The 25,479-nt window shown below is 34.6% G+C and carries 17 protein-coding genes and 1 tRNA gene; 2 read left to right on the plus strand and 16 right to left on the minus strand.

Translation table 11 applies throughout. The features are described from left to right. Position 1 precedes the first annotated feature (1 nt). The 9 genes from ABD941_RS09660 to ABD941_RS09700 form a co-directional block, all read right to left on the minus strand. Positions 2 to 4,687 (minus strand): Ig-like domain-containing protein, encoded by a 4,686-nt coding sequence (locus tag ABD941_RS09660; protein ID WP_345273928.1) that lies wholly within the window; start codon positions 4,685 to 4,687, stop codon positions 2 to 4. Positions 4,688 to 4,923: 236 nt separating this feature from the next. After that, positions 4,924 to 6,717, minus strand: a complete 1,794-nt coding sequence (locus tag ABD941_RS09665) for a cytochrome c oxidase subunit I (RefSeq protein WP_345273929.1) — start codon at positions 6,715 to 6,717, stop codon at positions 4,924 to 4,926. Positions 6,718 to 6,745: 28 nt separating this feature from the next. Continuing rightward, positions 6,746 to 7,819 carry a cytochrome c oxidase subunit II gene (locus tag ABD941_RS09670; RefSeq protein ID WP_345273930.1) on the minus strand — a complete coding sequence of 358 codons (1,074 nt, stop codon included), beginning with the start codon at positions 7,817 to 7,819 and terminating at the stop codon, positions 6,746 to 6,748. Positions 7,820 to 7,848: 29 nt separating this feature from the next. Next, positions 7,849 to 9,213 carry a quinol:cytochrome C oxidoreductase gene (locus ABD941_RS09675; RefSeq protein WP_345273931.1) on the minus strand — a complete coding sequence of 455 codons (1,365 nt, stop codon included), beginning with the start codon at positions 9,211 to 9,213 and terminating at the stop codon, positions 7,849 to 7,851. A gap of 22 nt (positions 9,214 to 9,235) precedes the next feature. Continuing rightward, the gene (locus tag ABD941_RS09680; RefSeq protein WP_345273932.1) at positions 9,236 to 9,787 is read right to left on the minus strand and encodes a c-type cytochrome; all 552 of its coding nucleotides are present in this window, start codon (positions 9,785 to 9,787) and stop codon (positions 9,236 to 9,238) included. A gap of 8 nt (positions 9,788 to 9,795) precedes the next feature. Continuing rightward, on the minus strand, positions 9,796 to 10,326 hold the full coding sequence (locus tag ABD941_RS09685; protein WP_345273933.1) for a DUF3341 domain-containing protein: 531 nt from the start codon (positions 10,324 to 10,326) through the stop codon (positions 9,796 to 9,798). A 9-nt stretch (positions 10,327 to 10,335) separates the two neighbouring features. Beyond that, complete coding sequence (nrfD, locus tag ABD941_RS09690; RefSeq protein ID WP_345273934.1) at positions 10,336 to 12,069, minus strand: NrfD/PsrC family molybdoenzyme membrane anchor subunit; 1,734 nt, start codon at positions 12,067 to 12,069, stop codon at positions 10,336 to 10,338. Between the two features lie 82 nt (positions 12,070 to 12,151). Next, positions 12,152 to 15,256 carry a TAT-variant-translocated molybdopterin oxidoreductase gene (locus ABD941_RS09695; protein ID WP_345273935.1) on the minus strand — a complete coding sequence of 1,035 codons (3,105 nt, stop codon included), beginning with the start codon at positions 15,254 to 15,256 and terminating at the stop codon, positions 12,152 to 12,154. A gap of 74 nt (positions 15,257 to 15,330) precedes the next feature. Continuing rightward, entirely contained in the window at positions 15,331 to 16,623 is a 1,293-nt protein-coding gene (locus ABD941_RS09700) for a c-type cytochrome (protein WP_345274117.1), read from the minus strand. 230 nt (positions 16,624 to 16,853) lie between these two features. On the opposite strand from ABD941_RS09700, the gene ABD941_RS09705 reads away from it, so the two are divergent. Continuing rightward, positions 16,854 to 17,234: an SPOR domain-containing protein gene (locus ABD941_RS09705; RefSeq protein ID WP_345273936.1), complete on the plus strand. Its 381-nt coding sequence runs from the start codon at positions 16,854 to 16,856 to the stop codon at positions 17,232 to 17,234. Positions 17,235 to 17,323: 89 nt separating this feature from the next. Here the strand turns inward: ABD941_RS09705 and ABD941_RS09710 are convergent, their stop codons facing one another. The 6 genes from ABD941_RS09710 to rimP form a co-directional block, all read right to left on the minus strand. Then, positions 17,324 to 18,343 (minus strand): hypothetical protein, encoded by a 1,020-nt coding sequence (locus ABD941_RS09710; protein ID WP_345273937.1) that lies wholly within the window; start codon positions 18,341 to 18,343, stop codon positions 17,324 to 17,326. A 134-nt stretch (positions 18,344 to 18,477) separates the two neighbouring features. Further along, positions 18,478 to 19,098 carry a T9SS type A sorting domain-containing protein gene (locus tag ABD941_RS09715; RefSeq protein WP_345273938.1) on the minus strand — a complete coding sequence of 207 codons (621 nt, stop codon included), beginning with the start codon at positions 19,096 to 19,098 and terminating at the stop codon, positions 18,478 to 18,480. Next, positions 19,079 to 19,603 carry a phage tail protein gene (locus ABD941_RS09720; protein ID WP_345274118.1) on the minus strand — a complete coding sequence of 175 codons (525 nt, stop codon included), beginning with the start codon at positions 19,601 to 19,603 and terminating at the stop codon, positions 19,079 to 19,081. The genes ABD941_RS09715 and ABD941_RS09720 overlap by 20 nt, the downstream gene beginning before the upstream one ends. 129 nt (positions 19,604 to 19,732) lie before the next feature. After that, a complete protein-coding gene (infB, locus tag ABD941_RS09725) occupies positions 19,733 to 22,480 on the minus strand; it encodes a translation initiation factor IF-2 (protein ID WP_345273939.1) in 2,748 nt (915 codons plus the stop codon). A gap of 92 nt (positions 22,481 to 22,572) precedes the next feature. Next, on the minus strand, positions 22,573 to 23,805 hold the full coding sequence (gene nusA / locus ABD941_RS09730; protein WP_345273940.1) for a transcription termination factor NusA: 1,233 nt from the start codon (positions 23,803 to 23,805) through the stop codon (positions 22,573 to 22,575). Between the two features lie 12 nt (positions 23,806 to 23,817). Then, positions 23,818 to 24,279, minus strand: coding sequence for a ribosome assembly cofactor RimP (gene rimP / locus ABD941_RS09735; protein WP_345273941.1), 462 nt, complete (start codon positions 24,277 to 24,279; stop codon positions 23,818 to 23,820). A 199-nt stretch (positions 24,280 to 24,478) separates the two neighbouring features. Here rimP and ABD941_RS09740 point away from each other — a divergent pair, with 199 nt between their 5' ends. Further along, positions 24,479 to 25,303 (plus strand): universal stress protein, encoded by an 825-nt coding sequence (locus tag ABD941_RS09740; protein ID WP_345273942.1) that lies wholly within the window; start codon positions 24,479 to 24,481, stop codon positions 25,301 to 25,303. Between the two features lie 100 nt (positions 25,304 to 25,403). On the opposite strand, the gene ABD941_RS09745 is transcribed toward ABD941_RS09740, so the two are convergent. Next, positions 25,404 to 25,476 (minus strand) — tRNA-Gln (locus ABD941_RS09745). Between the last annotated feature and the right edge of the window lie 3 nt (positions 25,477 to 25,479).

Raw genomic sequence — 25,479 nt, forward strand, 5'->3', positions numbered from 1 at the left:
ATTATCTGCTTAAGTATAAGCGTCCTTGTTCTGGTTTATTTTCGCCATCATTGAAATTAAAAATGTAGAAATATACACCCACGGGTAAATCGCCGTTTGATACAACTCTTGATTGATTGGATGTCCCATCAAACCTTGGTGTATTGGCTTGTCCTCTGTAAACAATATTTCCATTTCTGTTATAAATTTCAATTTCAAAATTTGGATATAATATGGCTAGGTTATCAATATCAAACGTATCGTTTGTTCCATCTCCATTTGGAGAAAACCCATCTGGGATTTCCAATTTACCACATGCTGTTAGGTCTGGAGTTACTTCTAAACGCACACTACTTTCGCAACCTGTGACTTGGTCTACGAGTGCCACATAGTATGTGATATTGGTTAATAATGAACTGTTTGATATGGCTGAACCACCTGTTGGGGTATCATACCATCTTAAATTATCTAGATTATTATCATATTCAATAATATTTGATGACAGTGTGCTAATAGTTGGATTATCGTTGATACAGTATTCCATAGTAATATCATCTAACGTAGGTGTTAATGTATCATTAATAGTCACATTAATTTGAACTGGTGTTGAAGACTCACAACCTGAACTATTGGTTTGTGTTGCGTAATAATCTTCTCCATCAACTAAAATATCTGATGTATTTAATGGTAGTGTTAACGCGATATCTTCATACCAATTAACCGTTCCTATTGGTCGTATACTATTTGCTAAATCTGCTACTGTTGGGTTATTGACTAAACAAAACTCTGGGTTTGCATCATTAACTATTAGTGTAGGGCTATCATTTACGGTTACTGTAATTTCAGCCATTGCATCTGGCGAACATGGTGTTACGGCTGCAACGGTATAGGTGTAAATTGTTGCAACATCAACCGCGGGATCAAAAACGCCTGTTCCACTAGTTAATGCAGGTGACCATACGCCTCCACTTTGGGCATCGGTTCCTAAAAATGTAAATAAATCGGTTGGAGCATCTATTATACAGAATGTAGCTGTATTATCTGAACCTGCATTTGGCGCTGGAGTTACGGTTACATCAACCTCGCTACTAAACGTTCCACATGCATTTGTAAAGGAATAGATATATATGCCATCTGAATCTACTAACGGATCAAAAACGCCTGTTCCACTGGTTAATGCTGGCGACCATGTTCCTTCTGTATCTGCACCACCTAAAAGTGTAAACAAATCTGTAGTTCCATTATTGCTACAAACATCTAATGTGTTATCTGTACCAGGATTAAATGGTTCTTCTATAGTTACTGTTATGATTGTATTATCGTCTATACATGGTGCTGAGGCTGTTACTGAATAGGTGAAATCATATGTTCCAGGAGGAATTCCTGTAGCATCAAATGTATTACCTGTTAATGCTCCTGTTCCATCTGTATCTTGCCATACTCCACCTGAATCTTGGGTGCCATCTAATCCTGTAAATAAGTCAATATTGCTATCATTATTACATGCTAAAATTACTGTCGTATTTGGACTTCCAGGATTTGGAGATTGATATATCGCAACTGTTACTGGGGTTCTCACTGACGATTCACAACCTGTTACAGCATCCGTTTGGGTTGCATAATATATTTGAGTATCAACTAAATCTGTTGTTCCTACTAATACATTACCTCCTGTAGCAGCATCGTACCATTGTATGGTTGTTCCAACAGCTGCTAAATCATCCACAGTGGCACTATCACAAAAGGCTTGTGGTGTTGATGCCATTGGGACTGGCGTATCGTTAATAATAATGCTTACTGTAATGTCTACATCATCACAAGTTCCAATCGCATCCACATCAAATGTGAAATCATAAGTTCCTTCTGCTAGACCATCTATAGTTAGTGTATTACCAGATAATGCGCCTGAAGTATCATCATCATTCCACGACCCTATTTGATCTTCATCTGTTAACAAATCAAATAAATTATATGTTTGACCAGTTGTAATATCTGCTATACAAAATTCAACTGGTGTACTTGCTGTTCCTGATTCTGGAGCATCGTCAATAGTTATGGTTACTGTACTGCTATTCGAGCATCCGTTTGCATCTGTTATACTGTATGTGAAATCAAATGACCCAATTGTTAATAGGGTTAAATCAACATCGCTTCCAGATAAAGCACCTGAGGTATTATCGTCTGACCATGTGCCTCCTAGATCTTCTCCTGTCAATTGATCAAATAAGTTTAATGGTGAATTTGATGCTAAATCATTTTCACAAAACCTCTCAGCTGATGGTGTTCCTGTGTTTGGTAATGGGTTGATGGTTATACTTACCGTAACTAACTCATCATCACAGCTTCCAATAGCACCCACATCATATGTGAAATCATAAGTTCCCGGTATTAAACCTGATAAATCTGTTGGGTTAGCTATTGCTGTTCCTGTATTATCTGTTCCTGAAAACCAGGTTCCTGTTTGATCTTCGTTTTCTAATAAATCGAATAAATCAAAACTCGTAGGTGCTGTGTCTTGACAAAACTCTGGGAATGTTGCTACTGGTGTTCCTGATTCTGGAGCATCGTCAACAGTTATGGTTACTGTACTGCTATTCGAGCATCCGTTTGCATCTGTTATACTATATGTAAAATCAAATGACCCAATTGTTAATAGGGTTAAATCAACATCGCTTCCAGATAAAGCACCTGAGGTATTATCGTCTGACCATGTGCCTCCTAGATCTTCTCCTGTCAATTGATCAAATAAGTTTAATGGTGAATTTGATGCTAAATCATTTTCACAAAACCTCTCAGCTGATGGTGTTCCTGTGTTTGGTAATGGGTTGATGGTTATACTTACCGTAACTAACTCATCATCACAGCTTCCAATAGCATCCACATCATATGTGAAATCATAAGTTCCCGGTATTAAACCTGATAAATCTGTTGGGTTAGCTATTGCTGTTCCTGAAAACCAGGTTCCTGTTTGATCTTCGTTTTCTAATAAATCAAATAAATCAAAACTCGTAGGTGCTGTGTCTTCACAAAACTCTGGGAATGTTGCTACTGGTGTTCCTGATTCTGGAGCGTCTTCTATTATAATTGAAATTTGTTCTGTATCTGAGCAAGTACCATTATCTATTGTATAATTAAATAAATATGGACTTCCTGAAACAGTAAAACCTATTATATCTATGGGATTAGAAATGATTGCAGTGCTCGCATCGGTCCATGTTCCACTATTGTTATCTTGAGAGCCATCTAAAGCATCAAATAAATTGAAAGGTGAATTTGCTATTAAATCATTTTCACAAAACGTTTGGTTTACCGCAACTCCTGCATTTGGGTCTTGTAAAACAATAACTTGAACCGTTGTAGATTCCTCTGGACAAGGGTCTGGTGATACATTTTGAGTATATGTGAAATTATATGTGTTAGGTACAAAACTTGTTAAATCGATTGTTGATGCTACTATTGGATCTGTACTTATTGTTCCTTGTGTCCATTGTCCGCCAAGGTCATGGTTTTCAATTAATGTGAATAAATCAAAAGCTGAAGGTAAACTAGCTTGACAAAAAGATACAGGGTTTATAGTCGATGGTATTCCTGAACTCAATGTTTCATAAACCGTAATGGTTACTGTTGAAACACCATCTGGACAAACACCATTACTAGGAACCGTGTATGTAAAAGTATATGTTCCTGCGGTTGTTAATGTTGAAATATTTACTGTTCCTATATTCCCATTGGATGTAGCTAAAGGCCCTGACCAAGTTCCTGTTGAATCTTTTGGACCTCCTAGTTCGTCAAATAAATTAAAGTCTGATACTGGTAAATTATCATTACAATAATCTAATGTTCCCGATGTTCCAGGGTCTACAGGGTCATCAATAATAACAAGTACTGGCATAGGTTCACTTGTACATATCCCCGAATTTACTTGAACATAATAGGTGTTACCATTTATTAATGTTTCACTAGTAATTAATGCTGGAGGAATAGGGTCACCAAAAACATCTATATTGTCATACCAAAGAAAGCTATCTGTTGTTCCTGGATTTAAATCTCCAATTGTTGGGTTTGTGTTTGAACAAAATTCTTGTGTGCTTGCAGGTGTTGGATTAGCTGGTGTTTGAAATTGTGTAGCAATTCCATTTTCAATTTGACTTCTACAAGGTGTAGGCAAACTATTATCAATAAAAACGATATAATAATTTGTAGGAATGCTAGAAATAGGATCTGTTGAATTTGCTATGGATGTTAGAGCTTGATCGTAGTAAACTTCAACTGTTCCACCAACTGGTGCATTGGGTTGCAATTCTAAATCAATATAGGATTGAATGGTTGGATTTTCATCGCTACAGAAAAAGCCTTGTAAATTTTGGTTTGTCGGGTTTACGACAAAATCGATCATAATTGACGCCCTAGTTATTCCACAAGCTCCTGAGCTATCATCTACATAGTATAGAACACCTTCTCGAACTAGCTCGTCTGGGTTAAATGCACTACCTCCGGTAGCAGAATCATACCAAACAATACCATTTCCACCATCGACAGCATATGTATTTAAATCATTAAAAGTAAAACCTGATGCATTGCAAATAGCTGGTGGACTTGAATTGGGTATTGTTGGACATTGCGCGAAAGCTGTAAATGATATTCCAAATAACAATAAAGTAAAGAGTACATTAAATAATGTATTTCTAGACGTTAATTTAGTTTTCATAATCGAAAATTTATAATCCTGAATTAATAGCTGAAAATAAAACGGTATGGATTCTACATTCGATTATAAAGTAGAATCATATACAGAATTAATTTATTTATGCAATTTAACTGATTTTTTTGTATTTCATCGAATTTTTGTAAATTATTTTACATTTTGTCGATAAAAAAAGTATTTGAACCAAAAAACTCACCTGTTTTTAGGTGAGTTTTTAATATGTAAGAGAATATTATGTATTAGTGCTGAAGCTCTTCTTCTCCTTCTTTTAAAGGAATATGTTGCGGAACAAAATCTACATCATGTCCAGGTTTACTGTAATCGTAAGCCCAACGATGTACATGAGGAATTTCTCCTGGCCAGTTTCCATGTATGTGTTCTACAGGAGCAGTCCATTCTAGGGTTGTAGATTTCCAAGGGTTTTGAACTGTTTTCTTTCCAAAGAAAATACTACTAAAAAAATTATATAAATATACGATTTGTACAACGCCTCCAATTAAAGCAAATATGGTAATGATAACATTAACATTTGCTAAATCATCAAATAATGGAAAGTTAGTATTGGTATAATAACGACGTGGTAAACCTGCCATACCTATAAAGTGCATAGGAAAGAATACACCATAAGCACAAACTGCTGTTACCCAGAAATGGATATATCCTAAGTTCTTGTTAAGCATACGTCCAAACATTTTTGGATACCAGTGGTAGATTCCTGCAAACATACCATACAATGCAGATATACCCATTACTAAGTGGAAATGAGCTACTACAAAATATGTATCGTGTACATTAATATCTAAAGCACTGTCTCCTAATATAATTCCTGTTAAACCTCCAGTTATAAATGTTGATACAAACCCTATGGAGAATAACATGGCTGGGTTCATCTGTAAATTACCTTTCCAAAGTGTCGTTATCCAATTAAATGCTTTTACTGCCGATGGAATGGCAATCAATAAGGTTGTAAATGTAAATACTGATCCTAAAAATGGATTCATTCCTGAAATAAACATATGGTGACCCCATACTATTGTTGATAGAAATGCAATCGCTAATATGGAAGCAATCATAGCACGATAACCAAAGATAGGTTTACGTGAATTTGATGCCATAATTTCCGAAACAAGTCCCATGGCTGGTAATATAACAATATATACTTCTGGGTGTCCTAAGAACCAAAATAAGTGTTCGAATAATACTGGTGAACCTCCTTGATAATGCAATACTTCACCTTGTATAAATATATCTGATAAGAAGAATGATGTTCCAAAACTTCTATCCATGATTAATAATAAGGCTGCAGATAATAATACTGGAAATGATATAACTCCTATGACTGCTGTAATAAAAAATGCCCAAATCGTTAAAGGTAATCTAGTCATAGACATCCCTTTTGTACGCAAGTTAATTACGGTAACAATATAATTCAGAGATCCCAATAATGATGATGCAATAAATATGGCCATAGATACTAACCATAAGGTCATACCCATACCTGAACCTCCTTGCGCCATTGGCAAGGCACTTAACGGCGGATAGATTGTCCACCCTGCTGATGCAGGCCCAGCTTCAACAAACAATGAAATTACCATAATTACACTTGATAAAAAGAATAACCAATACGAAACCATATTCAAAAACCCTGATGCCATATCGCGTGCACCAATCTGTAATGGAATTAATAGGTTACTGAATGTCCCACTTAAACCAGCTGTTAATACAAAGAATACCATGATAGTACCGTGTATAGTAACCAATGCTAAATAAATATCTGCATCCATTACACCACCTGGTGCCCATTTACCTAATAAGGCTTCAAACAATACGTTTGGCTCTTCTGGCCAGGCAATTTGCATACGAAACATCATAGACATTAAAACCCCAATAACTCCCATAATAGTACCGGTTATTAGGTACTGTTTAGCAATCATTTTGTGGTCTTGACTAAATATATATTTAGTTACAAACGTTTCTTTATGATGATGTCCGTGGTCGTCGTCGTGAGCGTGGTTATCTGCGTGTGCTGACATAATCTTATATCGTTTTTATCTTTTTTAATTAATTAACTAGAGAATTCTTGAATTCTTTTTGCTCTGCAATCCAAGCATTGTATTCTTCTTGTGTTTCTACTACAATTTTCATTTGCATGTTGTAGTGCGATTTTCCACAAATTTTATTACATAATAATAAATAATCAAACTCGTAACGTTCTAAAGCGTCTTCGCCCTTGGCTACAAGTTTCTTACTATTCTCTACTCTAATCTTATTAATATTTTGAATTTTTTCTTGCATTTGAGCTGTTTCACGCATATCGGCAGTGGTTACTGTTGGCGTAAATCCAAATTGTGTAATCATACCTGGAACACAGTTCATTTGTGCTCTAAAGTGAGGCATATAAGCTGAGTGTAAAACATCTTGGGAACGCATTTTAAACAATACGGGTCTCCCAACTGGCAAATGCAATTCAGTTGTTATGATATCATCTTGTGCATTTGGATCGGCTTCATCTAAACCTAGAATATTAGCACGGTCAATATCAATTAAACGCACATTTGCTTTTCCTAAAGTATTGTCTGCACCACCATATCTTGCTTTCCAGTTAAACTGTTGCGCATATAATTCAACAACCAATGGGTCATCACTTTCATCAACACCCATAATGTTAATCCAAGTACTTAAACCATAAATAATTAAACCCGCTAAAACAATTACAGGAATGATTGTCCAAATGGCTTCTAATTTATTATTGTCCGCAAAAAATAAGGCTTTCTTTCCTTTTTCACCTTTATACTTATAAGCAAAATAGTGTAATAGGAATTGCGTTATGGTTTGAACTATAAATATAATAATCATAGAGATAACCATTAAATTATCTATAGTTGGTCCATGCGCTGAAGCCGAATTAGACATTAAAGGTAAATCACCCCATTTTACAAAACATACAATGGTTATAATATAAATGAAGGCTAAAAACCCCATCATTAAATACCCATTTAATGTATTATCCTTATCGGTAGCAACTCCAGGAGTAGAGTTTTCATTTTTAGCTTGTGCTAAATCGAAAATCTTTACCATTTGCCAAATGGCAATTAAAATAAATACTAAAACTATAATTGTTAATAAAGCAGTCATTGGTATCGTTCGTCTTTATTTATATCTAATTAATAATGAAAATCTTCACTTTCTTTTCTAAAAGGATATCCTTTTACTAGTAATGGCGCTTTTGTTAAAGCTGTAAACACTACAAATATGAATAACCCGGCAAAAAGTAATATGGAGCTTATTTCTGGAATTCCTATAAACCATCTATCACCTACGGTAGCTGGCATAATCATATTGAAAATATCAATATAGTGCCCAAATAAAATGACTAAACCTGCCATGACTACAAACCAAGGGATACGTTTGTAATCGGCATTCATCAACATTAATATTGGGAATACAAAGTTCATTACTACCATACCTAAGAATGGTAATTTATAATCTTGGAAACGTGTTACAAAATAGGTTACTTCTTCTGGTATATTTGAATACCAGATTAACATAAATTGTGAGAACCATAAGTATGTCCAGAAAATACTAAATGCAAACATAAACTTAGCAACATCATGCAAATGGTTTTCATTTACAAACTCTAAGTAATTTCTAGATTTTAAATAAATGGTAATTAAGGCTATTACTGTAATTCCACTTACAAACATGCTAGCAAATACATACCATCCAAATAATGTTGAAAACCAGTGTGGGTCTACACTCATAATCCAATCCCAAGACATCATAGATTCTGTATAAATAAAGAATACTAGGAACGCTGCTGAAATACGGAATGATTTTTTAAAGTTACTTTTATCTTCTGCTGTATCTTGAGCAATAGAGAACTTACGTGAAAAATGACGATATAAACTCCAGCCTCCAATAAATATCAACCCTCTAATAATGAATCCCCAGATGTTTAACCATCCTGTTTTTCCTTGTATAAGTTTATCATGAGCTACAACTTCTGGATCCATCCAAATAAATAGATTGTTGTGTCCAATAAAGTGTGATGCTGCTGCTATGCCTAAAACGATTAAGGCACCTGGTAATAAATAAGCTGTCATACCTTCCATAACTCTAAATAGTACAGGAGACCATCCAGCTTGAGATGCAATTTGAATAGCATAAAATGCTAAAACACCCAAGGCAATCATCATGAAGAAAAATGCTGCAACATAAAGTGCTGACCATGGTCTGTTAGCGATTTGGTGCTGTACATGCTCAACGTGTTTTGTGTGTTCATCAACTTCAGCATGAGCAGTTTCTCCGTGACTATCTTCATGAGAGTTTGCTTCGTGTGCATCATGACTTGGAGCGGCATGAGCAACTTCTTCGTCATGTGCACCACCATGATGTGATTCTTCTGCAAGTAAGTGCTCAACTTCTTCAAAAGATTTATGAGATGTCATAAAACCATATCCTACTCCTAATGCTCCTAAAATCATTAGAATAAAAGAAAATGTCTTTAATTTATTTGAAAATGTATACATATCTATAATAATCTTATCAATCTTACTTTTCTAAATCTGCTTTCAACTTTAACACATACGATACGACTTGCCAACGCTCTTCTTCATTCAATTGGTTTGCGTATGAACCCATCGCGTTTTTACCATAATAAATGGTGTGGTAAATACTTCCTGCATTTATGGCTCTACCGGCATCATCATAACTAGGAATACCTAGTATTTTTTCGCGCTTTACTAATTTACCTTGTCCTTGTCCTTTGTTACCGTGGCAAATCCCACAATAGATATCGTACAATTCTTTTCCTCTTGCTAAATCTACTTGTGTAGAATCTAATGGACTTGCTAATGTTGTCTTAGCTAAGTTATATCCATCAGTAGAATTTTCAATATCAAAAGGCACATAACCTCTGGGTATAGAACCTTCTGCTGGTAACTGGGCTTCAATTCCGTTTGGAAATGCTGCTTCGCCATAGGTTTCATATCCTGCAGATTCATACATGTTTGGCATGAATTGATAGTTAGGTGCTGTACTCTTATTACAAGACACAGCTACTATTACAACTGCAATTACTAATATTTTAATTAAGCTTTTCATACTATTTATTAATGGGCTTTATCAACTAAGTTAATTTCGACTGCTCCAGTTTCTGCAAGTAAACTTTCTAGTTCTTTTTCATTTCCATGAACTGCAATTTCCATTAAAAAATGGTCATCGGTTGTTCTCGGGTCTGGATTCTCAGCATTTTTAAAAGGCCACATTCTACTCCGTAAGTAAAATGTAATAACCATTAAGTGTGCTGCAAAAAACACCGTAAGCTCAAACATAATTGGCACAAAAGCTGGCATATTTTCTATGTAGCTAAAACTTGGTTTTCCTCCAATGTTTTGTGGCCAATCTTCAATCATAATAAAATTCATCATTACAATGGCAACTGTTAAACCAACTAAACCATACATAAATGCTGTAATAGCAATACGCGTTGGTTCAAGCCCCATGGCTTTGTCTAGTCCGTGAACCGGAAATGGTGTATATATTTCTTCAATGTGATGTCTTTCTGCCTTAACTTTTTTAACAGCAGACATTAAAATATCATCATCGGTATAAATAGCGTGAATAACTTTTGAAGCTTCCATTGACTATGTTTAGTTTATTAATTTTTTAGCTTGTCCTGCCCAATCATCGCGTTCTGCTCTTCCAGGAAAAGATTCAGTAATCGAGTCTAACAAATCATATTCTTTTTTTGTCATTTTACTAACTTGAAGGAACGTATATATACCTATACTATTAAGTACGTCCTCCATTTTAGGTCCAACACCACTTATTTTCTTTAAATCATCAGCTGTTTGAGTAGCTGCATCAAAAGCACCAATGCTACCTAATAAGCTACTTACTTTTTCTGAATTGTCATCAGCTGAAGTGTCTTTAGTTTTTGCAGGTACCGCAGCAGTTCTTCCTGATGTTCTTGCATCAGCTCCAGTTCCTACTAAACTATTTCCTGATTCTCTAATATTTTTATAACGTTCTCCAGATGATTTTAAAATTGTTTTCACCTCTGCTTGGGCAATTACCGGGAATGTTCTTGAGTATAATAAAAATAATACAAAGAAGAATCCAATGGTTCCAATAAAGATTCCGATATCAACAAATGTCGGTGAAAACATCGTCCATGATGATGGTAGGTAATCTCTATGTAAAGAGGTTACTATAATTACAAAACGCTCAAACCACATCCCAATGTTTACTACAATTGAGATAAAGAACGAGAACATAATACTTGTTCTTAATTTCTTAAACCACATGAATTGTGGAGAGAATACATTACACGTCATCATTGCCCAATACGCCCACCAGTAAGGTCCAGTTGCTCTGTTTAAAAAGGCATACTGTTCATATTCTACACCAGAATACCAAGCTATAAATAATTCTGTAATATAGGCTACACCAACTATTGAACCTGTAATCATGATGACTATGTTCATTAATTCAATATGTTGTACTGTAATATAATCTTCAAGGTTACACACTTTTCGCATGATAATAAGAAGCGTGTTTACCATAGCAAATCCTGAAAATACGGCACCAGCAACAAAGTATGGTGGGAAAATCGTGGTATGCCAACCTGGAATTACCGATGTTGCAAAGTCAAATGATACAATGGTATGTACGGATAGTACTAATGGTGTTGCTAAACCTGCAAGTACTAAAGATACTTCTTCAAAACGTTGCCAATCTTTTGCTCTACCTGACCACCCAAAACTTAATAAGGAATATATTTTCTTTTGGAATGGTTTAATAGCTCTATCTCTTAACATAGCAAAATCAGGAAGCAGACCTGTCCACCAGAATACTAACGATACTGATAAGTATGTTGAAATTGCAAATACATCCCAAAGTAATGGTGAGTTAAAGTTTACCCATAACGACCCAAATTGGTTTGGTATAGGAAGTACCCAATATCCTAACCATGGTCTTCCCATGTGAATGATTGGAAACAATCCAGCTTGTACAACCGAGAAAATGGTCATAGCTTCTGCAGAACGGTTAATAGCCATTCTCCATTTTTGACGGAATAATAATAGTACTGCAGAAATAAGTGTTCCAGCATGACCTATACCAACCCACCAAACGAAGTTAGTAATATCCCAAGCCCAACCTACAGTCTTATTAAGACCCCAAGTTCCAATACCTGTAGATATTGTGTATAAAATACATCCGATTCCCCAAAGGAAAGCCACAAGTGAGATACTAAAAACTATCCACCATTGTTTATTTGCTTTTCCTTCTACAGGTTTTGCTACATCCACAGTAACGTCGTGGTATGATTTTTCCCCTGTAACTAAAGGTCTTCTAATAGGTGCTTCGTAATGAGACGCCATATTTTATTGTTTAATTGTTTATTTTTTAAACGCTTAAAGCCTGTTTTTCTTCAAGCTTTAAACATTTAATTCTATTACTTGACTATGCTTCAGTTGTATTTCTCACTTTTGTTTGATACTGCACATTAGGCTTAGTACCAACACTTTCTAATAAGTGATACATACGATTATCTTCTAAAAGTTTTGCAACTTTACTGTCTTTATCATTGATGTCTCCAAATGTCATGGCTCCATTACTACAAGCTGCAGAACAAGCCGTTTGGAATTCACCATCTATAATCTCACGTCCATCGCGTTTCGCATCAAGGATTGTTTTTTGTGTCATTTGAATACACATCGAACATTTTTCCATAACACCACGAGAACGAACAACCACATCTGGGTTTAATACCATACGTCCTAAATCATCATTCATATGATAATCGAACTCATCATTTCCATTATATAAGAACCAGTTAAAACGACGTACTTTATACGGACAGTTGTTAGCACAGTATCTAGTACCTACACAACGGTTATACGCCATATGGTTTTGACCTTGACGACCATGTGATGTTGCAGCCACAGGGCATACTGTTTCACAAGGTGCATGGTTACAATGCTGACACATTACTGGTTGGAATGCTACCTGAGGATTCTCAGAGGCATTTTCCATTTCTCCAAATTCACTTAATGAACTTCCTAATCCAGATATATCATCTTTCTTAGTGTTATCACCTTCAAATGATTCTTCTGATGAATAATATCTATCAATACGTAACCAGTGCATATCACGGCTACGACGAACTTCAGTTTTACCTACTACAGGCACATTATTTTCAGCATGACAAGCTATAACACAAGCACCACATCCTGTACAAGCATTTAAATCGACTGATAGGTTGAAGTGATGTCCGATTGAACGATCAAATTCATCCCATAAATCAACTTCTGGCGATGTTACTGGCGTTTCCTCATGGTTTAGAGATACCATTGGAACAGCGTTCCAATGCTTTTTATCTTTGGTATTAAAAATCTCTAAAGTGGTTTCTTTAACAATATCGCCACGTCCCATTAATGTATTGTGCAACTGTACTGATGCAAATTCATGCTCGCCAGCAACAGCTTCAACAGTTACATCTTGAACCGTATTAAAACCTTGATAGAATGCATAGGCATTTACTCCCGTTTGCATCTCTTCTTTTAATCCTAATGTTTTTCCATATCCTAAAGCTAATCCAACAGAACCTTTTGCTTGTCCTGGCTGAATCATAACTGGAACTTTTATTGTTGCTCCTTTTACTGAAACATTAGCATAACTACCATTTAACGCACCGTTTGCAACATGTGTATTGGTTAAGCCTTTCTCGTCAGCATCTGCTTTTGAAATAGTTAAGTAGTTATCCCAAGATGTTCTTGTAAGTGGATCTGGAAATTCTTGTAACCATGGGTTATTGGCTTGTTGACCATCACCCATACCTACTTTAGTATATAATGTTAATTCTAAACCTCCGTTTGCTTTTGCAGAAGATGCTAATGCTCTTGCTGCATTTCCTGATGGCGTTACTGTAGTTTCTTCATCTTCTGCTACAACTGAAGTGTCTTCTGTTTCAGTAGCAATTGTTCCAACAAACACACCATCGTGTAATGCTTTATTGAAAGAACCTCCACCTAAAATACCTGTTCCCCAAGTATCTTTGATATAATCGTGATAAGATGCATCGTTTCCAGTCCACTTTAATAAAGCATCTTGGAATTGTCTAGTATCAAATAAAGGACGAATTGTTGGTTGCGTTAAGGCATAATGTCCTTTCTTAATTTCAACATCGCCCCAAGATTCTAAGTAATGAGGTGCTGCTGCAAGGTATTGTGCTTCTGAAGACGTTTCGTCTGCTTTCATAGAAAACGCCACAGATAATTCTACTTTTTTCAAGCCTTCAGCAAAATCTGAAGCATTTGACAACGTATATATTGGATTTACACCACTCATGATAAGCGCTCCAACACGACCAGCTTTCATCTCGCTAACTAATCTAGCTACAGCAATATCACTACCTTGTCTTGTTTTTATTGGTGCAGATTTATCAAAAGCTTTACTTCCTATAGCTTCGTTGATTTCTAAAGCTACGGTTTGTGCATTTACATCTTGAATTCCTGTAACGACTAAACCTTTGCTTCCAGCTTTTTTAAGCTGTGAGGCTGCTTTTTTAACAGCGTCTTCAATATGAGTTGGTAACGTTCCTGAAACAGAACCACCAACAACATAACTATATAATTTGGCTAAAGCTATTTTTTGTTGCGTTGGCGTTAATGGTACACGCTGATCAGCATTAGCACCAGTGAGCGACATATTAGACTCAAACTGAATGTGTTTTGACATTTTTCCGTGGTCTGGAACTCTATTTTTAGAATACCCAGAATCGAATCCACCACCTTGCCAATCTCCTAAGAAATCTGCTCCAACAGAAACGATTGTCATGGCTTTAGCAAAATCGTAATTTGCTAATCCACGTTCTCCATATTTAGCTTGGAATGCATCAAGTGCAGTCGATTCTGAAACAGCATCATAAACGACATGACTAACATTACTATATTTTTCTTTAAATTCTGATATTAACTTACTTGTTGATGGACTAGCAAAGGTTTGTGTTAACAACACAATACTTTTATTAGACGCAGCTATTTCAGTTAATTTTTGATTGGTTTCAGTATCAAAATCATTCCAGGAAATAGATTCGCCAGCTTTTTTAGGACCTTGAACTCTTAAACTATCATACAGACCTAAAACGGAAGCATTTACCCTAGCATTTGCACTACCATTGGTAGCAGCCATAGTATTGTTCTCGATTTTAATTGGACGACCTTCTCGGGTTCTTACTAAAACACTTGCAAAATCAAATCCATCGGCTATTGTTGTAGCATAATAATTAGCAACACCTGGAATAATTTCGGTCGGCTGCACTACATAAGGAATCGATTTTTTTACAGGACCTTCACAAGCTGCTAATGAAGCAGCAGCTGTACTAAATCCTACATATTTTAAGAAATCGCGACGTGTTGTTGATGTAGCCTCTAATGTATCTTTATCACCTAAAAATTCATCAGTAGGGATTTCATTAACAAACTCGTTTTGTTTTAGCGTCTCAACAATAGAGCTGTTTTCGTTTAGCTCTTCAACACTTTTCCAGTATTTCTTGTTTGATGACATATTATTTACTAGTTATTAGTTGTTAGTTATTAGTTGTTAGAATTTATTCTGAACTAAAACTGTTTCTTTTATAATTAATAGTGGCACTTACCACATTCCATACCACCCATTTGAGCAGCTGTTAAATTCTCTACACCATACTTTTTAGACAATTCTTCATGTATTTTAGTATAGTAAGCATTATCTTTTACATTAACATCAGTTTCTCTATGACAATTAATACACCAGCCCATAGTTAATGGCGCATGTTGGTACATAATTTCCATTTCTTCTACTGGACCATGACAGGTTTGACATTCTACGCCTGCAACGGTAACGTGTTGGGAGTGATTAAAATATGCAAAATCTGGGAGGTTATGAATACGCACCCATTTTACTGGTTGAGAATCTCCTGTATATTTTTGATCAGCATCATCCCATCCTACAGCAGCGTATAACTTCTTGATCTCACCATCATAGAACTCTTTAGAATATTCTGGAGATGTTTCTCCATTATATTCGTAAATTGATTTGTGACAATTCATACAAACATTTAATGATGGTATTCCTGATGTTTTACTAACTCTGGCTGAAGAGTGACAATATTTACAATCTACACCATTATCGCCAGCATGTATCTTATGCGAAAAATGAATAGGCTGTACTGGTTGATAGCCTTGATCTACACCTATTTGAGACAAATACCCATAAACAAAATAGGCACTTGACAACAAAAAGAAAATCGCAACAACAATCATTAAAAATTGATTTTGAACGAATGCTTTCCAAAGTGGTGTTCTACTTGAAGACTCAGGCAAATCTAGACCTTGAGCAGATGCAAAACGGCGCAATGTTTTATTTACTAAATACAGACCAGCCGCTAAAAGTATAAACAATATGGCTAAAGCACCTAATATAATTTCGTTTGATATACCGCCTGAAGAGTTAGTTGTTTCACCTCCTCCAACTGGAGCTGCAGCTTGAGCTGGCGCTTTCTTTTCTTCAGCTGTATAAGCTAAAATATTATTTAAATCATCATCAGATAATTGTGGAAACGCTGTCATTGCAGCACCACCATACTCATTGTAAATTTTATTGGCGTAGGCATCACCAGATTTAATGATTCCTGAACTGTTACGAATCCAAGCGTATAGCCATGCTCTATCCAATCCTTCATCTTCAGCTAAACGGGCCTCTACGTTTCGTAACGCAGGTCCAGTCATTTTCTTATCTAACTTATGACAAGCAGCACAATTGGCATTAAATAATGATTTTCCTTTTGCGGGGTCTCCTTCCTGAGCTGAAAGTGAGGTAGTAAACGCTAATAAAATAATTAAGCTGAAACGAAGAATGTTTTTACTTAATTTACGGTAATTTACCTGTATCATATTATTGGTTAAATTAACTTCTAATCTTTGGTATGGTTTTTTCATTAGAATAAATAGAAAAAACACAGTTAAAAAAATCTCTCGCAAAAGTAATATTAAAAGTCCATTTTAGAAATGTTAGCGAAGTGTTAATTGGTAATTTAGAGGGATTCTAAATAATAAAAAGAGCCGCAATTAAGTTTATATCGTATACATTTGTATAAATATATTTGAAAATGAAATCATTGAATTTGAAAATTAGTTTTTTAAGCGTTTTATATTTTGTGTTAACGACAAGCTGTTGTTTTTCTCAGCAAGGCAATGTTACCATAAATCAAGATAAACATATTGCTGTTTTATTAAATCTTAAAAAGCAGATGAACAAGAGCGCTAATAGCTCTGATAGATATAAAATACAGGTTTATTCGGGGAACCGCTCTGGAGCTCAAAATGCTAAAAAAGAATTTGGTAGTTCTTTTTTGGATTGGAGGGCAACAATGCAATATGAAACACCCAACTTTAAAATTTGGGTTGGAAACTTTAGAACGCGTTTAGAGGCTGACAGAGCTTTGAAAAAAATTAAACGTAAATTTAATAGTGCTTTTATTTTTAAACCGAAGAAAGAAAAATAATTGATAGAATTGTTATTTAGATTCTCGTTTTACAGGAATGACAATTTTAACGAAAATCCAGAAGCTTACCCTCATAGAATTTTTTTCAATTAAAAATTAAATGCATGTTTGATTCTGTATTCAAGACTGTTATATCCTCTTTTAATATTACTTAAAACCAATGGCAAGCCAGTTAGTGGTTTTATAAAACATTTTCTGGTATCTTTATCATAATCATCGTAGTCGCATTTTACTAATTTTTTTGGAATGTTTTTAAATCTACTATCTGATCCATGCATGCTATAATCACTAATAGAATAGTTTTTATTGGTTTTATCTTCGATATAGTAAAACGGTGAAGAATCATTAAATGTTCTAACAGAAATATCGCAATTATCCACAACATACATTTCTATACAAAACAATAAAAAGTTATCTTTTATTGTTTCAAGTATGTCTTTAAAATTTTTGTTGGAAAAATACCGAGTATCATTAATTTTATAATACTGATCATTAGAGCAATAAAAAACCGAATTGTAATTAAAATTATCAAATTTATTGATAATAGTTTTTTCGTTCATACTTTTCCTTAATCTATTATTTAACCTATCACCTCTTCTTAAATGCAATCCTATGGTAGGTTTTTCTAATTGATTTAAAATTTCATCTCCAATACTTTTTATCATATCCGTTACTGTTATTAATGGTATGATGTATTTAACCCCAACACCATGGTATAACTTTGCCAAACTAATAACATCATACAGTTTTTTTAAACTCCAAAAATCATCACATAACAAATTTCTTCTAACTAATAATTTATCAGAACCAAAATCAAATACCTCATCTTTAATATTTAAAATATCATTTCCATCTATCGTTTTCTCTATTTCTAAAAAATTTTCTTCTAATATGTATTCAGCACCTAATTTCTCAATATTGAAATATATATTTATCATATATGTTTCTATATTTTTCCCACTATTATGCTGTGAACCCAATATAAACTTAGGAATAACGGCCACCCTTTTACTTAATTTGGCTTCTGCTAATAAAAACATTAAACAGGCCCTTTTATCCATTAAACCCTGACCCGTTTTTGTTAATGTTTTATAATGTAAATATTTCATTGTAGAATTAATTCAAAAGCCAAACTGAAATTCCTTTACTTCTTGTTTATCTAATAAATTAGGCTGGTCTTCAGTTAACTTATTTCAGGATGGAATCTCAAATATAACCCAAATAGCTAGCTTTTTAATGAAAATTAATTGACTATAATTTTTTTTGTGGTAATAAAATCGTCAAACTGTACTTTTAAGAAATAAAATCCGCTAGGTAATTTAGAAACATTAATTTTCTTTGGATTTTCATTTTGATATAAAACCAATTTTCCAGTCATATCATAAATCTTCACGCTTTTTAAAATTTCATTTGTTGAAATATTTAAAACTTCTTTTACAAGTGTAGGGTATACAACAAGCTCATTTAAAATTTCATCTTTAACTCCTAGAATAGCATCTTGGAGGTTTCCGCTTAAAATATTTATTCCATCAATACACAAGCTTTCTGTTACTAGTATATTTTCTTCCCATGTACCTAATGTTAAACTTGGAGGATTTGGTGCAGATGCTGATACGTTGTGATATAATAAATAATTGTTTGTAAATGTACCATTACCATCATCGGCATAAATTTCCCAGCGTCCATGATCCTCATTCCAAGCCACTCGCATTTCGCAAACACCTAATCCCCCACAGTTTTGATCGCCATTTATAGGATCTGTCTCGAATACATTTCTACCTGTGGCATCTGTACTTATTTGATTAAATGTATAGTCTTGATTTTCCAATAATGGGTGACATGCATTAAATGTAATGATTGCCACCTGTATTATTTATCATAGCAGTGTTCATTGTGGTATTTGAGGCGGATGCATCAGAATATTCGGTATCCAATACTTTTGTGCCAGCCAAAAAGTTATTGGTTGGTACGGATTGGGTTCCATCTTCAAACACGGCATTTACCGTATGGTTATGCGACGGCATCTGATTTACGGTAATGGTGTTAGTTTCTGTTCCTCCTTTTTGCGATTGATTATAATTAGATAGCCCTGGTCCATTACCATATCCAACAGGAACGCGCCCTCTTAAATCTGGCAATGCAAATGTTGTTCGTCCATCACCTCCATAGGTTGTTCCCAAAAGTGAAAACAAGGCAGAATGTTGAGAAATTGGCAATAACTGACCTTCGCATGCCATCCAACTTCTTTGTGTAAAAGTAATAGCTGTAAGTTTAATATCTCCTAAATACGCTTCTTGGGCACTAGTCGTATTGTTAAAACTTAAACAAAGTAATAGTCCTAAGATTGTAATGGTTTTTTCATGATAAATGAGTGGTTAAAAATTAATAGCTTCTTAAAGGTAGTTTAATTCAAACCAAAAAAAAGCACTTATCGTTAAATAAGTGCTTTGTCCATAGTTTGTCTACTGTCTTGCTTTTATAGGCTATCTCGATTATTCTTATTTCAATTTCTTTTTAACTTCAACTTCATGGAAAGCTTCAATGATATCACCTTCCTTAATATCGTTATAGTTTTTAATTTGCATACCACAATCGTAACCTTTAGATACTTCTTTGGCATCATCTTTAAATCGTTTTAAGGATGCTAATTCGCCGGTATAAACAACAACACCATCACGAATTAATCGAATTCCTGAAGTTCTAAGTATTTTTCCGTTAGTTACCATACAACCTGCAATGCTACCAACTTTAGATACTTTAAATATTTCTCTAATTTCAGCAGTACCTGTAATCTCTTCTTTAAGCTCTGGAGATAACATACCTTCCATAGCATCCTTAAGATCGTTTATGGCATCGTAAATAATAGAATAGGTTCTGATATCAATTTCTTCTTTATCAGCAATCATTCTAGCATTTCCAACAGGGCGCACATTAAATCCTACAATAATGGCATCGGATGCAGATGCTAATAACACATCACTTTCTGTAATGGCTCCAACACCTTTATGTAAAATGTTTACCTGAATTTCTTCTGTTGATAATTTCTGGAATGAATCTGTTAATGCTTCAACAGAACCATCTACATCACCTTTAAGAATGATATTCAACTCTTGGAAATCACCAAGTGCAATACGACGTCCAATTTCATCAAGTGTTATATGACGTTGCGTTCTAACGGATTGCTCACGTTGTAATTGCGCACGTTTTGAGGCTATTTGTTTAGCTTCACGTTCATCTTCAAATACGTTGAATTTATCGCCAGCTTGTGGTGCACCATCCAATCCTAAAACAGAAACTGGTGTTGATGGACCAGCAGCAACTATATCGTTACCACGCTCATCATGCATGGCTTTTACTTTACCACTATTTTTTCCAGCTAATATATAATCGCCTACTTTCAGTGTTCCGGCTTGTACCAAAATTGTAGACACATAACCTCGTCCTTTATCTAAAAAAGCTTCAACTACAGTACCAACAGCCGGTTTTTCTGGATTAGCTTTAAGCTCTAATAATTCGGCTTCTAGTAATACTTTTTCCAATAATTCTTTTACTCCTGTACCAACCTTAGCTGATATATCATGAGACTGTACCTTACCACCCCAATCTTCTACTAATAAATTCATATTAGCAAGGCCTTCTTTAATTTTTTCGGGATTAGCAGTTGGTAAATCAATTTTATTAATAGCAAAAACAATAGGCACCCCTGCTGCTTGAGCATGCGAGATTGCTTCTTTTGTTTGTGGCATAATATCATCATCAGCTGCGGCTACAATAATGGCTATATCAGTAACTTGTGCACCACGAGCACGCATTGCTGTAAAGGCCTCGTGACCTGGTGTATCTAAAAATGCAATTTTTTGACCGCTTTCTAATTCTACGCCGTAGGCACCAATATGCTGCGTAATACCACCTGACTCTCCTGCAATTACATTTTCTTCACGAATATAATCCAGTAATGATGTTTTACCATGATCAACGTGACCCATTACCGTAACGATTGGCGCACGTGGTTTTAAATCTTCTGGATTATCTTCTACCTCTTCAATAGACTCTTCTATATCTGCAGTTACAAATTCTACTTGATATCCAAATTCTTCAGCAACAATAGAAAGGGTTTCTGCATCTAAACGTTGGTTCATGGTCACCATCATTCCAAGCGACATACATGCTGAAATAATCTGTGTTACACTAACATCCATCATGGTTGCCACCTCATTTGCGGTAACAAATTCTGTTACTTTAAGAATTTTGCTTTCTGCTGCTTCTATTTGCTCATCAATCTCAGATTGTTCTCTGTGTTGATCTCTTTTATCTCTTCTATATTTAGCGCCTTTTCCTTTATTAGATTTACCTTGAAGTTTTTCAAGTGTTTCGCGCACTTGTTTTTTTACATCTTCTTCACTAGGTTCTTCTTTGACAACATTACGACGCCCTTGCCCTGGCTTTCCTTTAAAACGATCGTTACCACCAGATCTACCTCCTGGTTTTTTCTGACCATTCCCAGACTGTGGGGCTCCTGCTTTACTTATACGGCGACGCTTTCTTTTGTTGGCATCTCCTGTTTTTGCTTCTGGTTTCTTCTCTTCCTTTTTCTTTTTAGGTTTATTAAATTGGGTTAAATCAATTTTATCACCTGATATTTTTGGACCAGTAAGCTTTTTATATTGTGTTTTTACTTTTTCATCAGGAATAACAACTTCGCCATCAACAACGATCTGTTCTTCGTTTTTTGTTACTTTAGGCGTATCTTCTTTAGCAACAGGTTTTTCTTCAGCCTTTTTAGGAGTTACCGCTTCTTTAATAGGTTCTGTTACTTCTTCTTTCTTAATAGTTTCAGTAGGTTCTTCCGGTTTTGAAACTGGTTTTTCTCCTGCTTCTTTAGGCTCTAAATCAATCTTTCCTACTTGTTTAGGCCCTGAAAGTGTTTTTGATGCTTTAACAACTTCTTGTTGTTGCGCTTTTTCAATGGCTTCTTGAGCTTTTTGCTTAGCTTCTAATTCTTTTTCACGTTTTATCCGTAAATCTTCCTTTTCTTTTAGCTTAGCTTCACTTACTTCTTGCGACTTTACTTTTTTATTTGCATCCGTTTCAAATTCGTCTGAAAGAATCCTATACGTTTCTTCAGAAATTTTTGTAGTGGGACGCTTCTCTATCTCGACACCTTTAGAATCTAGAAATTCTACGGCACGATCTAAAGAGATGTTAAGCTCGCGTAATACTTTATTTAATCTAATTGTCTCAGCCATAAATCGCCTTTAAAATACTCAAATATATGTATTATACCAATCAAGGCATAATAATGATGCAAATCTGCATTAATTATTTTCTAACCATTTAACTAGTCTTCAAATTCTTCTTTAAGAATTCTAATAACATCGTTAATTGTTTCTTCTTCTAAATCTGTTCTTTTAACTAGATCGGCAACCTCTTCTTCTAAAATACTTTTTGCGGTATCCAATCCTGCTTTACTGAATTCATCAATTATCCATCCTTCAATTTCATCTGAGAATTCTCTTAATTCAACATCTTCTTCAGCACCTTCTCTAAACACATCAATTTCATAACCTGTTAGCTGTCCAGCTAAACGGATATTATGACCACCTCTACCAATGGCTTTACTCACCTCTTCTGGTTTTAAAATAACCTCGGCACGTTTGGTTTCTTCATTTAATTTAATTGAAGTTACTCGTGCTGGACTTAACGCTCTTGTGATGAATAATTGTAAATTATTAGTATAATTGATAACATCAATATTTTCATTTCCTAATTCGCGAACAATGCCATGAATTCTTGATCCTTTCATACCCACACAGGCACCAACTGGATCTATTCTGTCGTCATAAGAATCTACCGCTACTTTTGCTTTTTCCCCAGGTATTCTTACAACATGTTTAATGGTAATTAAACCATCAAAAACTTCTGGTATTTCTTGTTCAAATAATTTTTCTAAAAACTTAGGAGAACTTCTAGACATAATTATTGTTGGCTTAGCGCCTTTAAGCTCTACGCTATCAATAACACCTCTTACATTATCTCCTTTTCTAAAAAAATCTGATGGAATTTGCCTATCTTTTGGCAAAACAATTTCATTACCTTCATCATCTAACAAAATAACGGCTCTATGACGAATATGGTGGACTTCAGCTGTATAAATTTCGCCAACTAAGTCTTTAAATTGTTTATAGATTATAGTGTTATCGTGCTCATGAATTTTAGAAATCAGGTTTTGGCGTAATGCTAAAATGGCACGTCTACCTAAATCTATCAATTTAACTTCTTCTGAAACATCTTCGCCAACTTCAAAATCTGGCTCGATTTTACGAGCTTCTGTTAATGATATTTCTTGGTTTGGTTCTTCTACCTCACCATCAGCAACAACAATTCTATTTCGCCATATTTCTAAATCACCTTTATCTGGGTTTACGATAATATCAAAATTATCATCATCGCCATATTTCTTTTTTAAGGCGCTTCTAAATACGTCTTCTAAAATTGCCATTAACGTTACTCTGTCAATTAGCTTATCGTCTTTGAATTCTGAAAAAGATTCAATTAACGCGATATTCTCCATAACTCTTTTTAATTAAAATTTAATCATAACTTTTGCTTCTACAATATCATCGAAAGCAATATTTGCTTCCTTTTTTACAGTTACTTTACCTTTACCTACTGGTTTAGGCTCTCTAACTTTCCACTCTAATGTAATATCTTCATTAGTTGCTTTAATAAGTGTCCCTTCAATTTTATCTGAAGTTGTTTTTACTTCAAGTGTTCTTTCTAAATTTTTTTTATACTGCCTTTTATGAACTAAAGGTGCGGTTGCTCCCGCAGACATAACTTCTAAAGAAAAATCTTGTTCTTCCCTATCTAAATTATGCTCTATAGCTCGACTTACAAACATACAATCTTCAACTAAAACGCCTTTATCGCCATCAATAATTACTTTGATATGATTTTGACTATCAATAGAAAAATCTATAAGAAATAAATCCAGCCTTTCATTTAATGCTGTATCAAGTAAATCTGTAACGGTGTTTTTAAACATTTTTAGTATAAAAAGAGGGGACTTTCCGTCCCCTCATATTCTTTAATTTCGCCTTTCAACGGTGCAAATATATAATATTTTATTGATTTTTAAAGGAATATTTCATAAATTTAGATATCATCTTGCCTATGATATTATGAACTAAATCGTTCTCAAAACACAAAGAACCTACTCATATAACTAAACAAACCATAAACTGATGAAAAAAATACTTGTTCCTACAGACTTTTCTCCACAAGCCGAAAACGCTTTAAAGGTAGCGGCCCAATTGGCCAAAAAGCACAATAGTGAAATTTACTTATTACATATACTAGAAATCCCGTTACACAAAGTAGATGCTTTAAGTTCCTATAATGATTTACCTGAAGCCGTATTTTTTATGAAACTAGCACACCAAAAATTTGAAGCTCTAAAAAATAAAGATTATTTACAAGACTTGGTTGTGCATGAAACCGTAGATTTTCATGAAATATTTAAAGGCATTTATCATGTTTGCAAAAAACATGATATTGATTTAATAGTTATGGGCTCCAACGGTGTTAGTGGTTTTAAAGAAATGTTGATTGGCAGTAATACAGAAAAAGTGGTTAGGACTTCTGAAACACCTGTACTTGTTATTAAAAAAGAGCATGATGTTTTTGAGGTTACCAATTTTGTTTTTGCATCAGATTTTAAAGATGAAAACAAAGAAAACTACGCTAAGGCTATTCAGTTTGCTAATGCTTTGGGTGCAAAATTACATTTAGTTATAGTCAATACACCCAATAAATTTATAACATCGACTAATGCAAAACGTCGTATGCAAGATTTTGTAGAGGCATCCATATTTTCAAATTACACAATAAACATCTATAATGATTTAAGCATAGAAAAAGGGATTATGAATTTTTCGGAATCCATTGGTGCCGATTTAATTGGTATGAGCACCCATGGCAGGCAAGGTATTTCTCATTTTTTTAACGGCAGTATTAGTGAGGATTTAGTAAATCATGCTAAAAGACCTGTAATTACTTTTAAAATTTAGGTAAACAAAAAAATCCTTACTTTTTAAACTTCTCGCCTTCCACCTCTTTAACTTCAATAAAAAAACCCTAACTATTTTCATAATTAGGGTTAAATTAATGTTGGCCTACTAGGGCTCGAACCTAGACTCTTTGGTACCAAAAACCAACGTGTTGCCAGTTACACCATAGGCCATTC

Origin of the sequence: Flaviramulus aquimarinus (assembly GCF_039543205.1) — a bacterium.
Taxonomy (GTDB): Bacteria; Bacteroidota; Bacteroidia; order Flavobacteriales; family Flavobacteriaceae; genus Flaviramulus_B; species Flaviramulus_B aquimarinus.